The organism is Rossellomorea sp. QJM3NY_18, assembly GCF_056173145.1.
Genome location: NZ_CM149659.1, coordinates 3,853,005 through 3,869,645, shown reverse-complemented (window position 1 = coordinate 3,869,645; position 16,641 = coordinate 3,853,005). Strand labels below are relative to the sequence as shown.

Below are 16,641 nucleotides of genomic sequence, written 5' to 3'. Positions count from 1 at the left end.
TGAATATATGAAAACCAAAACAACGAAAAGTAAAGCGGAAAAGCTGTTAATCATCCTATTGCTTGCTCTCGGCGGGATTATCGTATCCGTGCCATTTATATGGATGATCTCAAGCTCGTTCAAGCCTGAAAGTGAAGTGCTTCAAATACCGCCAAGCTTGATACCGGAAAATCCGACCCTTGAAAACTACGTGAATTTATTTGAAAGCATGAATTTTGGAGTGTATCTACGGAACACGCTCATCATTGTACTATTTTCCTTTGTCGGTCTATTTTTTAATGCCATGGCCGGTTATGGATTTGCCAAATATCAATTTAAGGGCAGGGAGAAAATCTTCTATATCGTGCTTGCCACGATGATGATTCCTGCACAGGTTACGATGATCCCAGTCTATTTGATACTGAATGAAATGGGACTGACGAATACGATGACGGGGATTGTGCTTCCGGGACTGGCCGCTGCCTTCAGTATTTTCTTATTCAGGCAGTTCATGACGACGATCCCGACGGACCTGATTGAAGCAGCCAGACTCGACGGAGCAGGGGAATTCTATATTTTCTTCCGATTAATTGTGCCGATTGCGAAGCCGATCTTCGCCGTACAGGGGATCCTTACGTTTATCGGTGCGTGGAACAGCTTCCTATGGCCGTTGATCATCGCCAATGATGAAAGCCTCTACACATTATCCGTCGGGCTGTCATTGCTGCAGGGTCAATATGCCAACAACTTCGGCCTGCAGATGGCCGGCGCCGCCTTCATGGTCGTGCCGATCATCATCATCTTCTCCTTCTTCCAGAAATATATCGTCGAAGGATTTACGATGTCAGGCATCAAGTAATCAATGTGTACCAGGTACAGAGCTTTATGGATGTACCTGGTATATTTCTTTGACTGAAAAATGAAATCGATCCGGACGAAGGGCAGGGATAATGCCAGGACACCGTTTCAATGGAATGACGATATTCATGGCGGTTTTACCGACGAGTTTCTACGGTAATCATCCAGACTTCCATCTTCCTGAAAATGTTGATCATTCAGATGCAGAAGTGATCATCAGCAACTATTCCGATACCAGTGAACGACCTTCAGACATCAACACCCTTCGTCCCTACGAAGCGATTGTATACTTATTAGAAAAATAACCCAATACTTGAAGCGCTTTCATGTATAATGAACAGAAGAAATCAGTTAAGAAGGATGCCTTCATTTATTTAGCAATTAGGATGTGAACTTATGGCAACCATTAAAGATGTTGCTAAGCTTTCCGGAGTCGCCGTTTCGACAGCTTCTTATGCATTGAACAACAGTAAGAAAGTCAGTGAAGAAACACGACAGAAAGTTTTAGCGGCAGCCAAACAATTGAATTATCAAAAAAACGGGCTTGCTTCCGATTTGAAGCGGACAAGCACGAATACCATCGCCTTGATTCTGAGCGATCTATCAGGACCTTACTATTCCGAACTGATCAAGGGCGTTCAGGATGTGACCTCGACGAATGGGTATGATTTGATCGCCTGCAGTTCCATCGGGGGAGCACAGTCCACCGCCGTGAAATTTTTAAAAGAAAAAAGGGTTGATGGCGTCATCATCCTTGCCCATAATATCGATGACGAGACCATCCTGGAATCGGCAAGGGAAGGCTTTCCGATCGTGGTCCTCGACCGGAGCATCAAAAGCGATTATGTCACCCAGATCGAAGTCGATAATGTTCACGGAGCCTTCGTGGCAACTGAACACTTGATTGAGAGGGGGAGCCGTGACATCGCGTTTATCAGCGGACCTTATAACTCCCATGACAACGAGCTTCGTTTCCAGGGTTTCCGGGAAGCTTTGGACAAACATGGTATCGACTATAAGTCGAAATGGAAAGTATCAGGGGGCTTCACCCGTGAAGGGGGCTATCAGGCGACCAAAATGCTGATCGCTCAACGGGATGTCCCACAGGGTATTTTCTATGCGAATGATGAAATGGCCATCGGCGGCCTGCAGGCACTGAACGAAAAAAATATCTCTGTTCCAGAGGACATTTCCATCATTGGCTTTGACGACATCCAATTATCAGAATACGTGTCCCCGCCACTGACAACCATGAGGCAGCCGAAATATGAAGCGGGTGCGCTTGCCGTTCACCTGATCTTTCAGATGCTCTTGAAGGAAGAGGTCGATTCGTATTACAAGCTGACAACAGAGCTGATAGAGAGGGATTCGGTGAAAACTCGTTGACTTAGTGGAAGAACCTGACCTTTCCTGGATGGGAGAGGTCGTTTTTTTATATAAACAAAAATCTTTCGTTGCCGGGACAACAAAGATAACGCTTACATAAAAAACCACCAAAATCACCTCTTGACTTCCCCTTCGATACCCAGTATTATCCTCTATAAGATAAATTTTTCGAAAATTACATACATTCAATTATCCAGAGTGACCGAGGGATCAGGCCCTATGACGTCCGGCAACCTCCAGAAATGGAACGGTGCTAATTCCTGCAGAATGATTTCATTCTGAGAGATAAGTCGAGATAAACAGGCGATGCTTCTTTCAGTTGAAAGAGGCATTTTTTATTGGAGAAAAAAGGGGTGTGCACATTGATCGAGATTCGGAATCTGGTAAAAACGTACAAAACGAAAAAGCAAACGGTGGTCGGTGTCGACAACGTCTCTGTCACCATTGAAAAGGGGGAGATTTTCGGGATCGTCGGATACAGTGGAGCGGGGAAGAGCTCACTCATCCGCTGCCTGAATCTACTGGAAACCCCGAATTCAGGGGAAATCATCATCGATGGACAGGACTTCACGAAGCTCACATCCAAGCAGCTAAGGCTTGCCCGTCAGAAAACGAGCATGATCTTCCAGCACTTTCACCTCATCAAGTCGAAGACGGTGTTTGATAATCTCGCCTTTGCTTTGAAAGCAGCGCATGTACCGAAAGCGAAAATCAAACCGAGAGTCGTCGAGCTCCTGGAGATGGTCGGTCTTTCAGACAAAGCCGACGCGTACCCTGCTCAGCTCAGCGGGGGACAGAAGCAGAGGGTCGGGATTGCGAGGGCACTTGCCAATAACCCATCGGTATTACTTTGTGATGAAGCGACATCGGCCCTCGATCCGAATACGACCAAATCAATCTTGAGGCTGTTGAAAAAGATCAACAAGGAACTGGGATTGACGATCGTGCTCATCACCCACGAAATGGAAGTGGTGAAGGAAATCTGCGACCGGATGGCCGTGATGCAGGACGGGAAGATCGTGGAGGAAGGTCCCGTTTATGACCTGTTTGCCGAACCGAAACAGCCTTTAACGAAGCAGTTCATCGAAACGATTCTCCAATTCGACCTGCCACAGCATCTGGTGGACTCGAGAAAAGGGAAGCTCATCAAGATTCAGTTCAAAGGATCCATCGCCGAGGAAAGCGTCGTATCAGAGGTGTTTCAGCGGTACAAGGTGCGGGGGAATATCCTGCACGGCAAAATTGAATACATTCAGGATGTCCCACTTGGGATCTTCATTATGGAACTGATCGGATCAGCTGAAGAAATCGAAGCGGCGATCCGATATATCACGGCGAAGACGCAAAACCTGGAGGTGTTAGAGGATGCTGCCTGATTCATTGACTGCTATACTGCCAGAATTGAATATAGCCTTTTTTGAAACGGTGTATATGGTGGGGATTTCACTAGCCGTTGCGATTGTGGTGGGGTTGCCCCTGGGGATTCTGCTTTTCGTGACAGACAAGGGCTTATTTTTACAAAATAGTGTGATTAAGAAGGTCGTCGGATTCGTCGTGAACATGGTACGCTCGGTACCTTTCATCATTCTATTAGTAGCCCTCTTACCATTAACCAAACTATTAACCGGGACGACCATCGGGCCGACGGCGGCATCCGTATCACTCTCGGTTGCTGGGATTCCGTTTTTTGCGAGAATGGTAGAAACGTCTTTAAGAGAAATTGATAAGGGAGTTATTGAAGCATCGGTTTCCGTTGGGGCGAGTCCATGGATGATCATTAAAGACGTGCTGTTACCGGAAGCGCGTCCGGCGGTCATTCAGGCCATTACGATTACAACGATCAGTTTAGTCGCCTATTCCGCCATGGCCGGCATCGTCGGCGGAGGAGGAGTCGGGGACCTGGCGATTCGCTTCGGATATTACCGTTATGACAATACGGTGATGATTACGACCGTGGTCATCCTGATTTGTTTGGTTCAACTCATCCAGTATACGGGTGATGTGTTTGCACGATTGGTGGATAAACGATAACAACTATAGGGGGAACAACAAGTGAAAAAGTGGATTTTATTATTAGCATTAGCGGTAACAATGAGCGTACTGGCAGCCTGCGGAGGAGAAGAGGCAAGCTCAGAAGATAAAAAAGAAGTGACGATCGGAGCCACATCCGGTCCATATAGTGATATGGTTACGAAAGCAATCAAGCCCGGTCTTGAAGAAAAAGGCTACACGGTGGAAGTGAAGGAATTCAGTGATTACATACAGCCGAACAACGCACTAGCAGAAGGGGATCTGGATGCGAACCTGTTCCAGCACAAGATCTACATGGAAACCTTCGCGAAGCAGCATAACATGGACCTATCTGAAGTGATTGTCGTACCGACGGCGCCGATGGGGATCTACTCACAGAAGTTCGACTCCATCAAGGACATCAAAGAAGGCAGTGCCATCGCCATCCCGAATGATCCGACGAACGCGGCACGTGCGTTCCAAATCTTAGAGGACTCCAAGCTGATCACGTTGAAACCGGACACGGATCCATTGACCGTATCCGAAAAAGACATTGATGAAAATGTGAAAAACCTGCAATTCAAACCGATCGAAGCGGCACAGCTTCCAAGGGCTGTAGACAGTGTCGATTTATCTGCGGTTCCGGGCAACTACGCATTGGCAGCGGACATGGACCTTCTCGATGCCCTGCAATTGGAGGACATGCCTGACCAATACCGAAACCGAGTAGTCATGAACACAAAAGACATTGACTCACAACTCGCCAAAGACATCAAAGCCGTCGTCGAAGCCGACCAATTTGAAAAAACCATCGACAAAGACTTCAAAGGCTTCGGCAAACCGGAGTGGATGGAGTAGAGGGACGGACCTCGATTTTCACCGTAATTCAATAGTGAAACGTGATAGGGACGGGCTTCCGCATGAAAATGCGGAGGTCCGTCCCTCATCTGTTAGGTGCATCAAGAAAGGAAGGATAGGAAAAGTGCAGTCAATGGTTTTAACCGCCAGAAGGTGAATGTATTCTCGCTCTTAACAGAATGGTACGCCCAACCTGCTCTTGATATCATATTTTCTATAAGTTGAACGGATGTCAAATGGTCCGTTAATTCTATCCTGCCGAATCTATTAATTTTTATATCGATCGTTTATTAGTTCCACATTCGTAATGCAGTTGAAAATGTATTCATACAACCCTAATCTACCTCATATACTTTTCTCATACTGGAATTTTACTTCCAAATCCTCCTGATATGTTCATACATTTGTGTAGAGGCCCGGAGAATCACATCATGAGCTTAGGCGAACCTAGGTTATGTTTGTGATTCTTTTTATGTGCAGAAACGTTTGGGTTATGCCCGGTACATCAGCCCTCATTGTAACAGGTAAACATCTTCAAATATGAAAGCGTTTTAAAACATCGCTATTTACCGAAGAAAGGGGAAGAAGATGTGAAAAAAGTTGAGCTCATTGACGTATCAAAATCTTACGACAAAAAGAATGAAGTCATATCGAATATCAATGTCTCCATTAATCCGGGGGAATTTTTTGTGCTCGTCGGGCCGTCCGGCTGCGGAAAGAGTACGATGCTACGGATGATTGCAGGGCTGGAGGATATTACGGCTGGCGTTCTGAAGATTGGGGACAGGGAAGTGAATAACCTCCCGCCTAGCAAGCGGAATATTTCGATGGTTTTTCAAAATTATGCCCTTTATCCACACTTATCCGTCGAGGAAAACATCATTTTTGGCCTCCATGTGAAAAAAATCTCGAAGGCAGAGAGGAAGACGCGCTGTGATGAGACGGCGCAGATGCTGGGCCTCTCTGCGTATTTAAAAAGAAAACCCCGCGAACTTTCCGGTGGACAGAGACAACGGGTCGCACTGGCGCGTGCCATCGTCAATCAGGCGCCAATCTGTCTGATGGATGAACCCCTTTCCAATTTGGACGCCAAACTAAGGGCACATATGAGGTCTGAAATCAGACAGATTCAGCGGAAATTGGGAATCACGATGATTTACGTCACTCATGATCAAGTGGAGGCAATGACGATGGGCGACCGAATCATGATCCTTCATGACGGGAAGATCCAGCAGATCGGGAAGCCGATCGATATTTACAATAACCCTGCGAATCCTTTCGTGGCGACCTTCATCGGTTCTCCGCCGATGAATATTGCTGATGCGGAGTATAACTCGGAAACGTCACAGCTTCATATTGGGACTGATGGTAAAATCACCATGCTAAAAGATGATGAAAAATTCCTGAAATCAGGCCGTACCATTGTCGGTATCCGCCCTGAACATTTAAAAGCGGCGACAAAAGAAACCGAAGAGGGGGACAAAATCCATGTCAAAGTGATCAATGTCGAGGTGCTTGGAAACGAAACGATTTTTTCCTTTATGCTCGGCAAAAAAGAATGGACGGCAAAATGGACCGGACAGTGGAGGATAAATGTGGGGGACGTGATCCCCGTCGTTGTTAACTACAAATCTCTTTGCTTCTTTGACAGTGAAACAAAGCAGATCGTTAAAACCCCGTCGGATATTGAAAACCATATGTTTGATCAAGAGGTGCTCAAATGAAGTCCGGCCTGAATTCGGCATCGCCAAGCCTCTGGAAAAGGTCGCTGAACGTCAGGACCGCCATGCTTTATCTACTGCCTTCTATTCTATTGTTTGCCGTGTTCATATTTTATCCAATGTTCCGGACGCTTTATCTAAGCTTTTTCCTGACCGATCAGCAGGGGAATGCCGCCGTGTTTGTTGGACTTGAAAACTATGCTTATTTACTCGAGTCGCCCGAGTTCCTAAACAGTATAAAGGCCACCGTCCTGTTTGTATTGTATACCGTCCCGATTGGGATCATATTGGCTCTTTTTCTCGCCCTTATTGCGAATGAAAAATTGAAGGGCATCGGTTTTTTCAGGACGATGTACTCTTCTTCCATGGGGATATCGGTGGCAGCTTCATCCGTTGTCTGGCTGTTTCTGTTCCATCCGAGCGTCGGGATGTTCAACAGGTTGCTGAGCTTTATGCATCTACCGCAGGTGCAGTGGCTGCTTGATCCCGAATGGGCACTGATATCAGTTTCCATTTCGACTATCTGGCTAAATACCGGCTTCGCATTCTTAATTCTACTTGGAGGCCTTCAAAACATCGATGAGTACCTCTACGAAAGTGCCAGGATCGATGGAGCGGGGTATTGGTACCAGTTAAGGAGGATCACAATCCCGATGCTGTCGCCGACACTCTTTTTCATCATTACGATTTCGTTGATTAATGCGTTTCAGACATTCGGGCAAATTGACATCCTGACCAAAGGAGGACCTTCACAATCCACGAATCTCATCGTCTATTCGATTTACCGCGAGGCATTCATTAACTACCAATTTGGAACGGCGAGCGCGCAGGCGGTGTTCCTGTTCATTTGCATCTTGATTGTGACGATCCTGCAATTCAAGCTCGGTGAAAAGAAGGTGCATTATCAATGAGTATGCCGAAGAAAATATTGTTGTATGTCCTACTGGTTGTTTCTGCGTTTCTCGTGTTTTTCCCTGTTCTATATTCGTTCATGATCAGTTTCATGACGGGTTCGGAAATCCTCCAGGGGAAATTCCTTCCGCAGTCTATTACTCTGGAAAACTATTTTAAGGTGTTCGAGCGCCTGCCACTCATGAAATACTTGGTCAATAGTTTTGTCGTGTCATTCGGTGTCATGCTTGGGCAGCTCGTCGTCTGCAGCATGGCGGCGTATGCATTCGTGTTCATCCCGTTTAAGGGGAGAGATTTTATTTTCTTTCTGTTCATTTCAACGATGATGATCCCGTGGGAAGCAACGATGATCCCAAACTTCTTTACCATTCAAAAACTGGACTGGATCAATACGTATCAAGGGCTATCGCTACCATTCTTCGCTTTGGCATTCGGGACGTTCCTTTTACGTCAGCATTTTAAGACAATCCCGAAGGAGCTTCATGAAGCAGCGCAGGTCGCTGGCTTGAGCAAGTTCGCTTTCTTCTGGAGAGTGATCCTTCCAGTATCGAAAACAAGTCTCGTAACCCTCGGGGCATATGGATTTCTGACCACTTGGAATATGTATCTATGGCCGCTCCTCGTGACGACGAACGATTCGGTCCGAACGGTTCAAATCGGACTGAAGCAACTCCAGACGCAGGAAATGGCGACCGAGTGGGGAGTCGTGATGGCAGGCGTGATCATCGTCATCATTCCGACCCTGCTTCTTTTATTCCTCGGGCAGAAGCAACTGCAAAAAGGACTCACGCAGGGAGCATTAAAGTAGTGGTGTTTCACATGCCTTCTGCTCTCAAGTGAACAAAGGCATGTTTAACCATAAATAAAATAAAGGGGTGTTACCGAAAATGAAAAAGAAGCTGAGAATGCTGTTTGTTTTTAGTGTGTTGGCAACGATGCTTTTCACAACGGCCTGCTCGAACAGTGAGAATCAAAAGCCGAAAGACGATGACGGTGAAAAAAGTTCCGGGCCTGTGGAAATCAATTTCTGGCATGCGATGTCAGGTGCAGGCCAGGAAGTGCTTGATGGAATCGTTGACGATTTTAACAATTCTCAAGATAAGTATAAGGTCAATGCTGAATTTCAGGGGACGTATGAAGAGTCTTTGACAAAGTTGAGGAGTGTAGGCGGTACCGAGAATGCGCCGGCGATCACTCAGGTCTTTGAAGTCGGCACGAAGTACATGATCGAAAGCGGATTTATCGAACCGATGCAGACGTTCATCGATAAGGATAACTATGATGTCTCGCAGCTTGAGGAGAACATCCTGAACTACTATACAGTCGATGGAAAGCTGTATTCAATGCCTTTCAACTCCTCTACACCGGTAATGATTTATAACAAAGATGCTTTCAAAGAAGCAGGGCTCGACCCTGAAAATCCACCGCAAACCTTTGAGGAAGTGAAGGCGGCTGCTGCCAAGCTGACAAAGAAAGATGAGCGCTACGGATTCTCTATGCTCACATACGGCTGGTTCTTTGAACAGCTTGTGGCTACTCAAGGCGGGTTATATGTAAATGAAGAAAACGGCCGCGAGGGGGATGCAACGAAGGCAGTATTCAATGGGGAAGAAGGAATGCGCGTCTTCAAGTTCCTCGATGACATGAACAAAGCAGGGACATTCGGAAACTACGGAACGAACTGGGATGATATCCGTGCCGCCTTCCAAACAGGGAAAGTCGCCATGTACCTGGATTCATCCGCAGGTGTAGCGAACGCAATCAACAGTTCACCATTTGAAGTGGGAGTTGCATTCATTCCTTATCCTGAGGAAGTGGAACGCCAAGGAGTGGCAATAGGAGGAGCATCGCTTTGGATGTCGAAGGGTATCTCAGAAGAAAAGCAGGATGCCGCATGGGAATTCATGAAGTACCTGCAAACACCGGAAAGCCAGGCGAAATGGCATATAGGAACAGGCTACTTCGCCATCAATCCTGCCGCCTATGATGAAGACGTTGTAAAGAAGGAGTGGGAGAAGTATCCGCAGTTCAAAGTGACTGTCGACCAGCTGCAACAGACAAAACCATCTGTCGCGACACAGGGAGCATTGATTTCCGTTTTTCCTGAATCACGCCAGCAAGTCGTCACGGCGTTGGAGAACCTGTATCAGGGAACCGATCCGCAGGAAGCACTGGATCAGGCTGCGGAAGGAACGAACCGGGCAATAGAGATTGCGAATAAGACGAAGCAATAAATGAGGGAAATGACATTGGAGGGACGGACCTCCATTTTCATCGTAATGGAATAGCAGAACGTGATAGGGACGGGCTTCCGCATAAAAATGCGGAGGTCCGTCCCTCGCTTATAGACAGCACTTCTTATATTTCTTCCCGCTTCCGCATGGGCAGGGGTCGTTGCGTCCGATTTTGTCTCCTGTTTGGACGGGTTGTGTAACGAGAAGTGGTTGTTCATCCAATGAATGCTTTTCCACTTCTTCGATGAGGCTTTTCCACTGTGGAAGTTTCGGATGATGGATTCCGTTCATGACGCAGTTCACGTATAGGGATTCTTCCAGACAAAGCATGTTTTCATCATAACCTTCTTCGATGAGTGCTTCGATTTTGGGAATCGAGTCAGCTGATAACTGCTGACATAAATAATCTGCTATCAGTGTTTTAGCGGTAATGTCATCTGTTTGATCAAATAATCGTAACAGTGCTTGTTCCGCCTCCGCGCTCTTTATTCTGCCTAATACATCCAGTGTATAGAAATAGGTGTTCCCAAAGTGAGCTACTTTTTCAACCTCGCGCACCACCTGATCTGTCCCTATCTTCACCAGTGCATTGGCCACTTCCTCCAACAGCAAATCTTCTGCTTCCACGTTTTTAAAAAGGTTCACCAATTACGGGATGGCGCTCTCTTCGCGGGTTTCCCCAGCCATAAATACTGAGTAGACTAGATCGAAGCCGACTAGCTCATCTCCCTCAATCTGTACCTCCCCGCTTTTAATTTCGTCTTTCTTAACTAGCTCCTGAATGACCCTTTTCCCATGGTCAAAATACACTTGGTCATACTCATTCGTATTCAAATAAAACATGATGTCAGCAAGTTCCAAGAATAATTCCTCTTTTTTTAAAGCAGGAAGCTTTGCAATTTTCTTCAGTTGCCCTTCATCTATAAAAGATTTTACTTCGTTACTGTACTTAATCAGCAATTCTGTATCGGCATTCGCTAATAATTGAATGTAGAAGAGTACGTCGGTATCCCTTTTGCTCAGGCTTTTCAACCGACTGACTACCTCCTTCATTCCTTCCTCATTCAACGGCATGTACATTAAGTAAGGGAGTATAGGCGAAGAATATTCAGAAACCTGTCCCCGGTCATGGGCTTTTAACCCGGTTAAAAATGTATCCCCATCAACCAAATTGGAACCTTCTAACATTTCAATCGCATACCTCTGCACAAACGGGTCCTCACTCAAAAAATAAGGCTCTGCCCTCTCTACAAAACGGTTCATACAAACATCCTTTATCATAAGTATTTCCTTCAGTGTAATGGGTGGGAGGGGAAAAGGGAAGAGGGACGGACCTCAGTTATGTCAACTCCAGAAGGGGAAATCGTGATAGTAACGGGCTTTAATAGAAATACCGAGAGGTCCGTCCCTCAAAAAAACTTTCCCAACTTCAAAGGATTTCCCGTCTTGGTAGCGAATGTATATATTAACGGTATTATTAAGGAACTTTTCCTTAAATAATCATTCGACCGAAAAAGGAGATTTTTTCATGGATATAAAACAGCTTGTTCAATCAGTAGAGAATGAAGTCATTGCCTTGCGACGACATCTTCACCAGCATCCGGAAGTGAGTGGGGAGGAATTCGAAACGTCCAAGTCGATTCAGCAGAAGCTTTCGGAAGCTGGCATCCCTTATCAAACAGGCTATGCCAAGACTGGCGTACTGGGCATCATCAAAGGGGAAAAGCCGGGAGGGACGGTAGCACTCAGAGCAGATATCGATGCCCTGCCGATCCAGGAAGAAAATGAGCTTCCATACAAATCATCCGTTCCCAGTAAAATGCATGCCTGCGGACATGATGCCCATACGGCAATGCTTGTGGGGACAGGAAAAGTCCTCAATCAGTTGAAATCGGAAATAAAGGGCACGATCCTCCTTGTCTTTCAACCTGCTGAAGAGAATGCCCCAATAGGAGGTTCCCAACAAATGATGGACGATGGGGTCTTCGACGAATTCACGCCTGACATCATATTCGGACAGCATGTGTGGCCGGACCTTCCTGCAGGGGAAGTCGGGGTGCTACATAACGAAATCATGGGTGCTTCAGACCGCTTCAAGATCACGGTCAAAGGTTCAGGCGGACATGCCAGTATGCCCCACCAAACTAATGACGCGATCATCATCGCCAATAACCTCATCACCCAGCTCCAGACCATCGTGAGCCGAAACACTGATCCCATTGATTCCGCGGTCCTCACCATCGGTAAAATCGAAGGTGGATACCGCTATAATGTCATTGCGGATAGCGTGACCCTGGAAGGGACGATCCGGACGTTCAAACCGGAAGTGAAAGAAATGGTGAAGAGTCGCTTTTATTCCATCATAGAAGGAGTGGGAAAAAGCTTCGATGCTCACATGACCATTGACTATTTGGATGGATATCCGGCAACGGTCAACTCCCCTGAATGGGCAGATGAAGTAAGGAATGCCGCTCAGAAGGTGCTTGGGGAAAACGCAACACCAACCATATCACCATCTCTTGGAGGGGAAGACTTCTCCCGTTTCCTTCAGAAATATCCCGGAGCCTTCTACTGGCTAGGAACGTCAGTGAAAGAGACAGAACCTCAATATCCCCTCCATGACCCCCGCTTTAAATTGAATGAACGTGCATTAAGTAAAGGGGTTGAAGTAATGGTTCAGCTTGCGTTGGATGCCTTGGGGAGACTTGAGAAAGAGGGTTCCATCCGATGAAATCACTTGAACAGTTCATGGAAGAAATAGCGCCGGGTCTCACTGCTTTCAGGCGAACCCTTCATCAAAAGCCTGAACTCGGATTCACGGAATATGTCACTACCTATCTCCTGGGGAAAGAATTGATGGATCTCGGATTCACGATACATCTGGGAAAGGACGCCTTGGAATCAAGCGACCGATTGGGAGTCCCTCCAAAGGAATACCTTCATCTACAAGAGGAACGTGCCAGGATGGAAGGGGTGGAGGAAAGTTGGCTGGATAAAATGAGAGGCGGTCATACAGGGCTGGTCGCCACATTGGATACAGGTCAGCCCGGTCCTCATATGGCGTTTCGGTACGATATCGATGCCCTGCCCATCAGGGAGTCTACTGACCCGGGCCATTTTCCTGCAAGAGAGAATTTCACCTCTACCCATGAAGGCGTGATGCATGCCTGCGGCCATGACGGACACGCTGCCATTGGCCTCGGTGTCGCCACCTTTTTAACTCAATACAAAGACCAGCTTTCCGGGAAGTTCACCCTCCTCTTTCAACCTGCCGAGGAAGGGGGACGGGGAGCGAAAGCCATGGTGAAAAAGGGCTGGCTCCATCAAGTCGATTATTTTGCAAGCGGTCATATTGGAATCCGGAATACAAAGCTCGGTCATGTCTATGCGACAACAAACTCATTTCTTGCTTCCTCCAAAATCAATGTCGCCTATAAAGGGAAAGCGGCACACGCCGGCCTCGAGCCTGAAAAAGGAAAGAATGCACTGCTTTCAGCAGCAGCAGCAAGTCTCCATCTCTATACCATCCCGCGTCATTCCGATGGGGCGTCAAGAATCAATGTCGGGAAACTTCAAGCAGGAGCTGGGCGAAACATCATTGCCGATGAAGCCCATCTTGAAATGGAAACAAGGGGTGAAACTACTGATATCAATCAGTACATGTTGAAAGAAGCCCTGCGAATACTCCAGGCTTCCGGTGAATTGTATGGGGTGGAAACCGTGATCGATGTAGTAGGGGATACGGTGGAAGCAGAATGTAATCAAGAATGGATCCGGTTGTTACGCGAAGCAGCGGAAGCAAGCCCGATCATCTCGGACATTCATGATGTTTTACCTCTAAAAGCATCGGAGGACGTAACGTACATGATCAATGAAGTACAGAAGCAGGGTGGGAGCGCAACGTTCATGGTGTTCGGGACCGAACTGAAAAACGGCCATCATCATCACGCCTTCGATTTCGAAGAAGGGGTCCTGCAGGTGGCGGTAGATGCCTTCGCCCGTCTTATTTTAAAACTATCTCACCAAAAAGAGGAGGTTGCACGTTGAAAGATTGGCTTGATACTACTATAAAAATGTTGAATCTAGTTGATACCATGAAACAGCGGGACGGATTTACAAGGTTAGGATACTCAGAGGAAGAATTGGGAGCTATGAACGTATTCCGGAACATGGCAGAAAGCTTAGGATTATCTGTCCGGAGAGACGAGGCGGGGAATCTTTTTGCCAGATGGGAGGGGGAGACGGATCACGTTGTCATGACGGGATCTCATCTCGACACGGTTGAAAATGGAGGAGGGTATGACGGCGCGGCCGGTATCCTCTGCAGTCTGGGTGCCGTGAAAACCCTGAAAGAACAGGGGTTCAGTCCGCACCATTCTATAGAAGTAGTTTGCTTTGCTTCAGAAGAATCGGCCCGTTTCGGTGTTTCCACCATTGGAAGTAAGAGTGTCGCAGGAATTCTGGATAAGGCCATTGAAACGGTAACGGACCGTCATGGCGTTTCGGTTAAAGAAGCGGTAGAATCCACTGGCCTGGACTGGTCAACGGTCCAACATGCCGAACGATCCCAAGACGACATCCTTTCTTTCATCGAACTTCATATCGAACAAGGTACCCAAATCGAAGATCATGGAGCACGGTTCGGAATCGTCCGGGGCGTCGCCTGCCCGATCCGATTGAAGGTGAAGGTGGAAGGAATGGCCGGGCACACGGGTACGACCCCAATGGGAAAACGGACTGACGCCCTTGTGGCCCTTGCCCCCCTTATTTCATTCGTTTCCGGGGAAGCGGAAGAGCTCTCCCGTCAATCCCCGAAACCAATGGTGGCAACCGTCAGCACCCTGAACGTAAAGCCGAATGTCATGAACGTCATCCCCGGTTACGTAGAAGCGGGCATCGATATCCGGTCTGTCGACGATGACCTGAAGAGATCGATGGCTGATAAAATAATCGAAAAATGCCGAAGCTTAGAGAATGACTTTAATGTTACAATCAAAGTGAAAACTCTTGTAGATAACCCTTCCATCCTTTTGGATGAGAAGCTGACAGCCAGGGTGATGGGAGCCGGGGAAAGCCTCGGATACCCATCCTATGAAATGGACAGCGGGGCAGGACATGATGTCATGAATATGGCAACGAAATGGCCATCCGCCTTAGTCTTCATCCCTTGTGAAAAAGGGATCAGCCACCATCCGATGGAGCATAGCACGCTTAAGGACCTATCTATGGGAGTCGAGATTCTAGCTGAAGTATTGAAGCAAGAAGCAGGTGAATAATCATTGTTGATTAAAATTGGTGTCATCGGTCCGGATGATTCGATCAAACGGATCAATCATGTAGCAACGCATTTTGACCGTATTGAACTCGTGAATTTCCCCTATCATCAGGTGGATGAGATCGAACATATTCTGAAGAAGAATCGTGGTCTTGTCGATCAATGGTTCTTTTCCGGACAGTCCCCATTCTACTATGCCCTTGAGAAAGGGTGGATCACTGATAAGGAAGGAAGCTTTCCCCCCTTACACGGATCCAGCTTTTTCGGTGCATTATTGGAAGCGCAAATGAAAGAACAGACGCTTTTTAAGAAAATCAGTATCGACACGATTTCAAAGCAGGAAATTGAAACGGCCGTCAAGTTCCATTCTTTTGATGGGATCGACATCGCAAGCTATCCTTATGAAGGATATCGGAGTGCCGAGCAGCTTGTCGAGTATCACCGTTCCCTTTATGAAAAAAGGGAAATCGAGGTGGCCATCACGTGCATTCAAAGTGTACAAAAGAGCCTGACTGAAATGGGCATTCCTTGCTACCGCGTGGTGCCGACGAATTTATCGATCCGGATGATCCTGCAATATTTATTGGAAAGGGCCCAATCCAGAAAATATCGTAAATCCCAGATTGCGATCGTCGGGATTGAAGTGATCTATTCCACCCAGACCCTCGACGAGTCCCATTTTTCTTATAAAATGAAGCATCAGGAATTGGATCTGAAACGGAACCTCCTTCATATCGCCCAGAAGATCAATGGATCCATGGTGCAATTGGGAGATGGATTATTCTTTGTCTATACAACGAGAGGGGAACTGGATCTTCATAAGGAGGAGTCGATTTTTTCTACCCTGACTCAGGAAGTGAAGGCTCATACCGATTTGGATATACGCGTGGGACTCGGATTCGGTGTGACCGTGTTAGAAGCAGAACACCATGTCCGTCTTGCGTTTCAGCATGCGAGAAAGCACGAGTCCGCTATTGTTGTAAGCGTGAATGAAGATAAGACCGTCACGGAAATCCTCCCGTCCTTGAAACCTGTCACCTACTCACTGAACAACCTGGGTGATGAATGGAAGGCAGCCTTCAACGAGGCAACGGTCAGTTCTGCGATTGTCTCGAAAATCCTATCTCTTTCCCGTCATTATGATAAGGAAGAGATTACTTCCCAGGACCTATCCCGCTGGCTGAAAAGCACGGAACGGAACGGCAGGAGGATCCTGACGGAAATGGAGCGCATCGGGATTGTGAAAATCAGTGGTGAGGAACAAAGCGGGGGCAGGGGAAGGCCCCGTAAATTGTATCGTTTTCAGTTATAAGAGAAAGATCTCATTCCAATCAGGATGAGGTCTTTTTTTCATAATCAATAAATTAAAAATTTTCTAATAAATTTTATAAAATAAAGAGGAATCAGG

At 46.9% G+C, this 16,641-nt stretch carries 16 protein-coding genes and 1 riboswitch; of the genes, 14 read left to right on the top strand and 2 right to left on the bottom strand.

Going from position 1 to position 16,641, the window contains the following annotated elements:
- Positions 1 to 7: 7 nt before the first annotated feature.
- From AC0VXY_RS20000 to AC0VXY_RS19955, 10 genes are all read left to right on the top strand, one after another.
- Positions 8 to 838, top strand: coding sequence for a carbohydrate ABC transporter permease (locus AC0VXY_RS20000; RefSeq protein ID WP_435989181.1), 831 nt, complete (start codon positions 8 to 10; stop codon positions 836 to 838).
- Between the two features lie 115 nt (positions 839 to 953).
- A complete protein-coding gene (locus AC0VXY_RS19995) occupies positions 954 to 1,142 on the top strand; it encodes a hypothetical protein (RefSeq protein ID WP_475526308.1) in 189 nt (62 codons plus the stop codon).
- Between the two features lie 91 nt (positions 1,143 to 1,233).
- Positions 1,234 to 2,223: a LacI family DNA-binding transcriptional regulator gene (locus tag AC0VXY_RS19990; RefSeq protein ID WP_475526307.1), complete on the top strand. Its 990-nt coding sequence runs from the start codon at positions 1,234 to 1,236 to the stop codon at positions 2,221 to 2,223.
- A gap of 186 nt (positions 2,224 to 2,409) precedes the next feature.
- Positions 2,410 to 2,515: riboswitch (SAM riboswitch) on the top strand.
- Positions 2,516 to 2,585: 70 nt separating this feature from the next.
- Positions 2,586 to 3,599, top strand: coding sequence for a methionine ABC transporter ATP-binding protein (locus tag AC0VXY_RS19985; RefSeq protein ID WP_475526306.1), 1,014 nt, complete (start codon positions 2,586 to 2,588; stop codon positions 3,597 to 3,599).
- Positions 3,589 to 4,254, top strand: coding sequence for a methionine ABC transporter permease (locus AC0VXY_RS19980; RefSeq protein WP_475526305.1), 666 nt, complete (start codon positions 3,589 to 3,591; stop codon positions 4,252 to 4,254). The genes AC0VXY_RS19985 and AC0VXY_RS19980 overlap by 11 nt, the downstream gene beginning before the upstream one ends.
- A gap of 21 nt (positions 4,255 to 4,275) precedes the next feature.
- Positions 4,276 to 5,091 (top strand): MetQ/NlpA family ABC transporter substrate-binding protein, encoded by an 816-nt coding sequence (locus tag AC0VXY_RS19975; protein WP_475526304.1) that lies wholly within the window; start codon positions 4,276 to 4,278, stop codon positions 5,089 to 5,091.
- A 590-nt stretch (positions 5,092 to 5,681) separates the two neighbouring features.
- The gene (locus AC0VXY_RS19970) at positions 5,682 to 6,815 is read left to right on the top strand and encodes an ABC transporter ATP-binding protein (protein ID WP_475526303.1); all 1,134 of its coding nucleotides are present in this window, start codon (positions 5,682 to 5,684) and stop codon (positions 6,813 to 6,815) included.
- Positions 6,812 to 7,723 carry a carbohydrate ABC transporter permease gene (locus AC0VXY_RS19965; protein WP_475526302.1) on the top strand — a complete coding sequence of 304 codons (912 nt, stop codon included), beginning with the start codon at positions 6,812 to 6,814 and terminating at the stop codon, positions 7,721 to 7,723. Before AC0VXY_RS19970 ends, AC0VXY_RS19965 begins: the two co-directional genes overlap by 4 nt.
- Positions 7,720 to 8,532 (top strand): carbohydrate ABC transporter permease, encoded by an 813-nt coding sequence (locus AC0VXY_RS19960; RefSeq protein WP_475526301.1) that lies wholly within the window; start codon positions 7,720 to 7,722, stop codon positions 8,530 to 8,532. Before AC0VXY_RS19965 ends, AC0VXY_RS19960 begins: the two co-directional genes overlap by 4 nt.
- 79 nt (positions 8,533 to 8,611) lie before the next feature.
- Positions 8,612 to 9,958, top strand: a complete 1,347-nt coding sequence (locus AC0VXY_RS19955) for an ABC transporter substrate-binding protein (RefSeq protein ID WP_475526300.1) — start codon at positions 8,612 to 8,614, stop codon at positions 9,956 to 9,958.
- A gap of 108 nt (positions 9,959 to 10,066) precedes the next feature.
- On the opposite strand, the gene AC0VXY_RS19950 is transcribed toward AC0VXY_RS19955, so the two are convergent.
- Together AC0VXY_RS19950 and AC0VXY_RS19945 are read right to left on the bottom strand one after the other, a co-directional pair.
- On the bottom strand, positions 10,067 to 10,585 hold the full coding sequence (locus tag AC0VXY_RS19950; protein WP_475526299.1) for an SEC-C metal-binding domain-containing protein: 519 nt from the start codon (positions 10,583 to 10,585) through the stop codon (positions 10,067 to 10,069).
- Positions 10,586 to 10,606: 21 nt separating this feature from the next.
- On the bottom strand, positions 10,607 to 11,221 hold the full coding sequence (locus tag AC0VXY_RS19945) for a hypothetical protein (protein WP_475526298.1): 615 nt from the start codon (positions 11,219 to 11,221) through the stop codon (positions 10,607 to 10,609).
- Positions 11,222 to 11,486: 265 nt separating this feature from the next.
- On the opposite strand from AC0VXY_RS19945, the gene AC0VXY_RS19940 reads away from it, so the two are divergent.
- The 4 genes from AC0VXY_RS19940 to AC0VXY_RS19925 are packed head-to-tail and all read left to right on the top strand — an operon-like array spanning position 11,487 to position 16,545.
- Positions 11,487 to 12,689 carry a M20 metallopeptidase family protein gene (locus tag AC0VXY_RS19940; RefSeq protein ID WP_475526297.1) on the top strand — a complete coding sequence of 401 codons (1,203 nt, stop codon included), beginning with the start codon at positions 11,487 to 11,489 and terminating at the stop codon, positions 12,687 to 12,689.
- A complete protein-coding gene (locus AC0VXY_RS19935) occupies positions 12,686 to 14,005 on the top strand; it encodes an amidohydrolase (protein WP_475526296.1) in 1,320 nt (439 codons plus the stop codon). The genes AC0VXY_RS19940 and AC0VXY_RS19935 overlap by 4 nt, the downstream gene beginning before the upstream one ends.
- Positions 14,002 to 15,234 (top strand): M20 family metallo-hydrolase, encoded by a 1,233-nt coding sequence (locus AC0VXY_RS19930; protein ID WP_475526295.1) that lies wholly within the window; start codon positions 14,002 to 14,004, stop codon positions 15,232 to 15,234. The genes AC0VXY_RS19935 and AC0VXY_RS19930 overlap by 4 nt, the downstream gene beginning before the upstream one ends.
- 3 nt (positions 15,235 to 15,237) lie before the next feature.
- Positions 15,238 to 16,545, top strand: coding sequence for a hypothetical protein (locus AC0VXY_RS19925; protein ID WP_475526294.1), 1,308 nt, complete (start codon positions 15,238 to 15,240; stop codon positions 16,543 to 16,545).
- Positions 16,546 to 16,641: the final 96 nt, after the last annotated feature.

Coding starts and splice junctions, on each gene's coding strand:
- AC0VXY_RS19980 (WP_475526305.1), top strand. CDS start 3,589: ATGCTGCCTGATTCATTGACTGCTATACTGCCAGAATTGAATATAGCC.
- AC0VXY_RS19990 (WP_475526307.1), top strand. CDS start 1,234: ATGGCAACCATTAAAGATGTTGCTAAGCTTTCCGGAGTCGCCGTTTCG.
- AC0VXY_RS19940 (WP_475526297.1), top strand. CDS start 11,487: ATGGATATAAAACAGCTTGTTCAATCAGTAGAGAATGAAGTCATTGCC.
- AC0VXY_RS19965 (WP_475526302.1), top strand. CDS start 6,812: ATGAAGTCCGGCCTGAATTCGGCATCGCCAAGCCTCTGGAAAAGGTCG.
- AC0VXY_RS19960 (WP_475526301.1), top strand. CDS start 7,720: ATGAGTATGCCGAAGAAAATATTGTTGTATGTCCTACTGGTTGTTTCT.
- AC0VXY_RS19935 (WP_475526296.1), top strand. CDS start 12,686: ATGAAATCACTTGAACAGTTCATGGAAGAAATAGCGCCGGGTCTCACT.
- AC0VXY_RS19995 (WP_475526308.1), top strand. CDS start 954: ATGACGATATTCATGGCGGTTTTACCGACGAGTTTCTACGGTAATCAT.
- AC0VXY_RS20000 (WP_435989181.1), top strand. CDS start 8: ATGAAAACCAAAACAACGAAAAGTAAAGCGGAAAAGCTGTTAATCATC.
- AC0VXY_RS19955 (WP_475526300.1), top strand. CDS start 8,612: ATGAAAAAGAAGCTGAGAATGCTGTTTGTTTTTAGTGTGTTGGCAACG.
- AC0VXY_RS19945 (WP_475526298.1), bottom strand. CDS start 11,221: ATGAACCGTTTTGTAGAGAGGGCAGAGCCTTATTTTTTGAGTGAGGAC.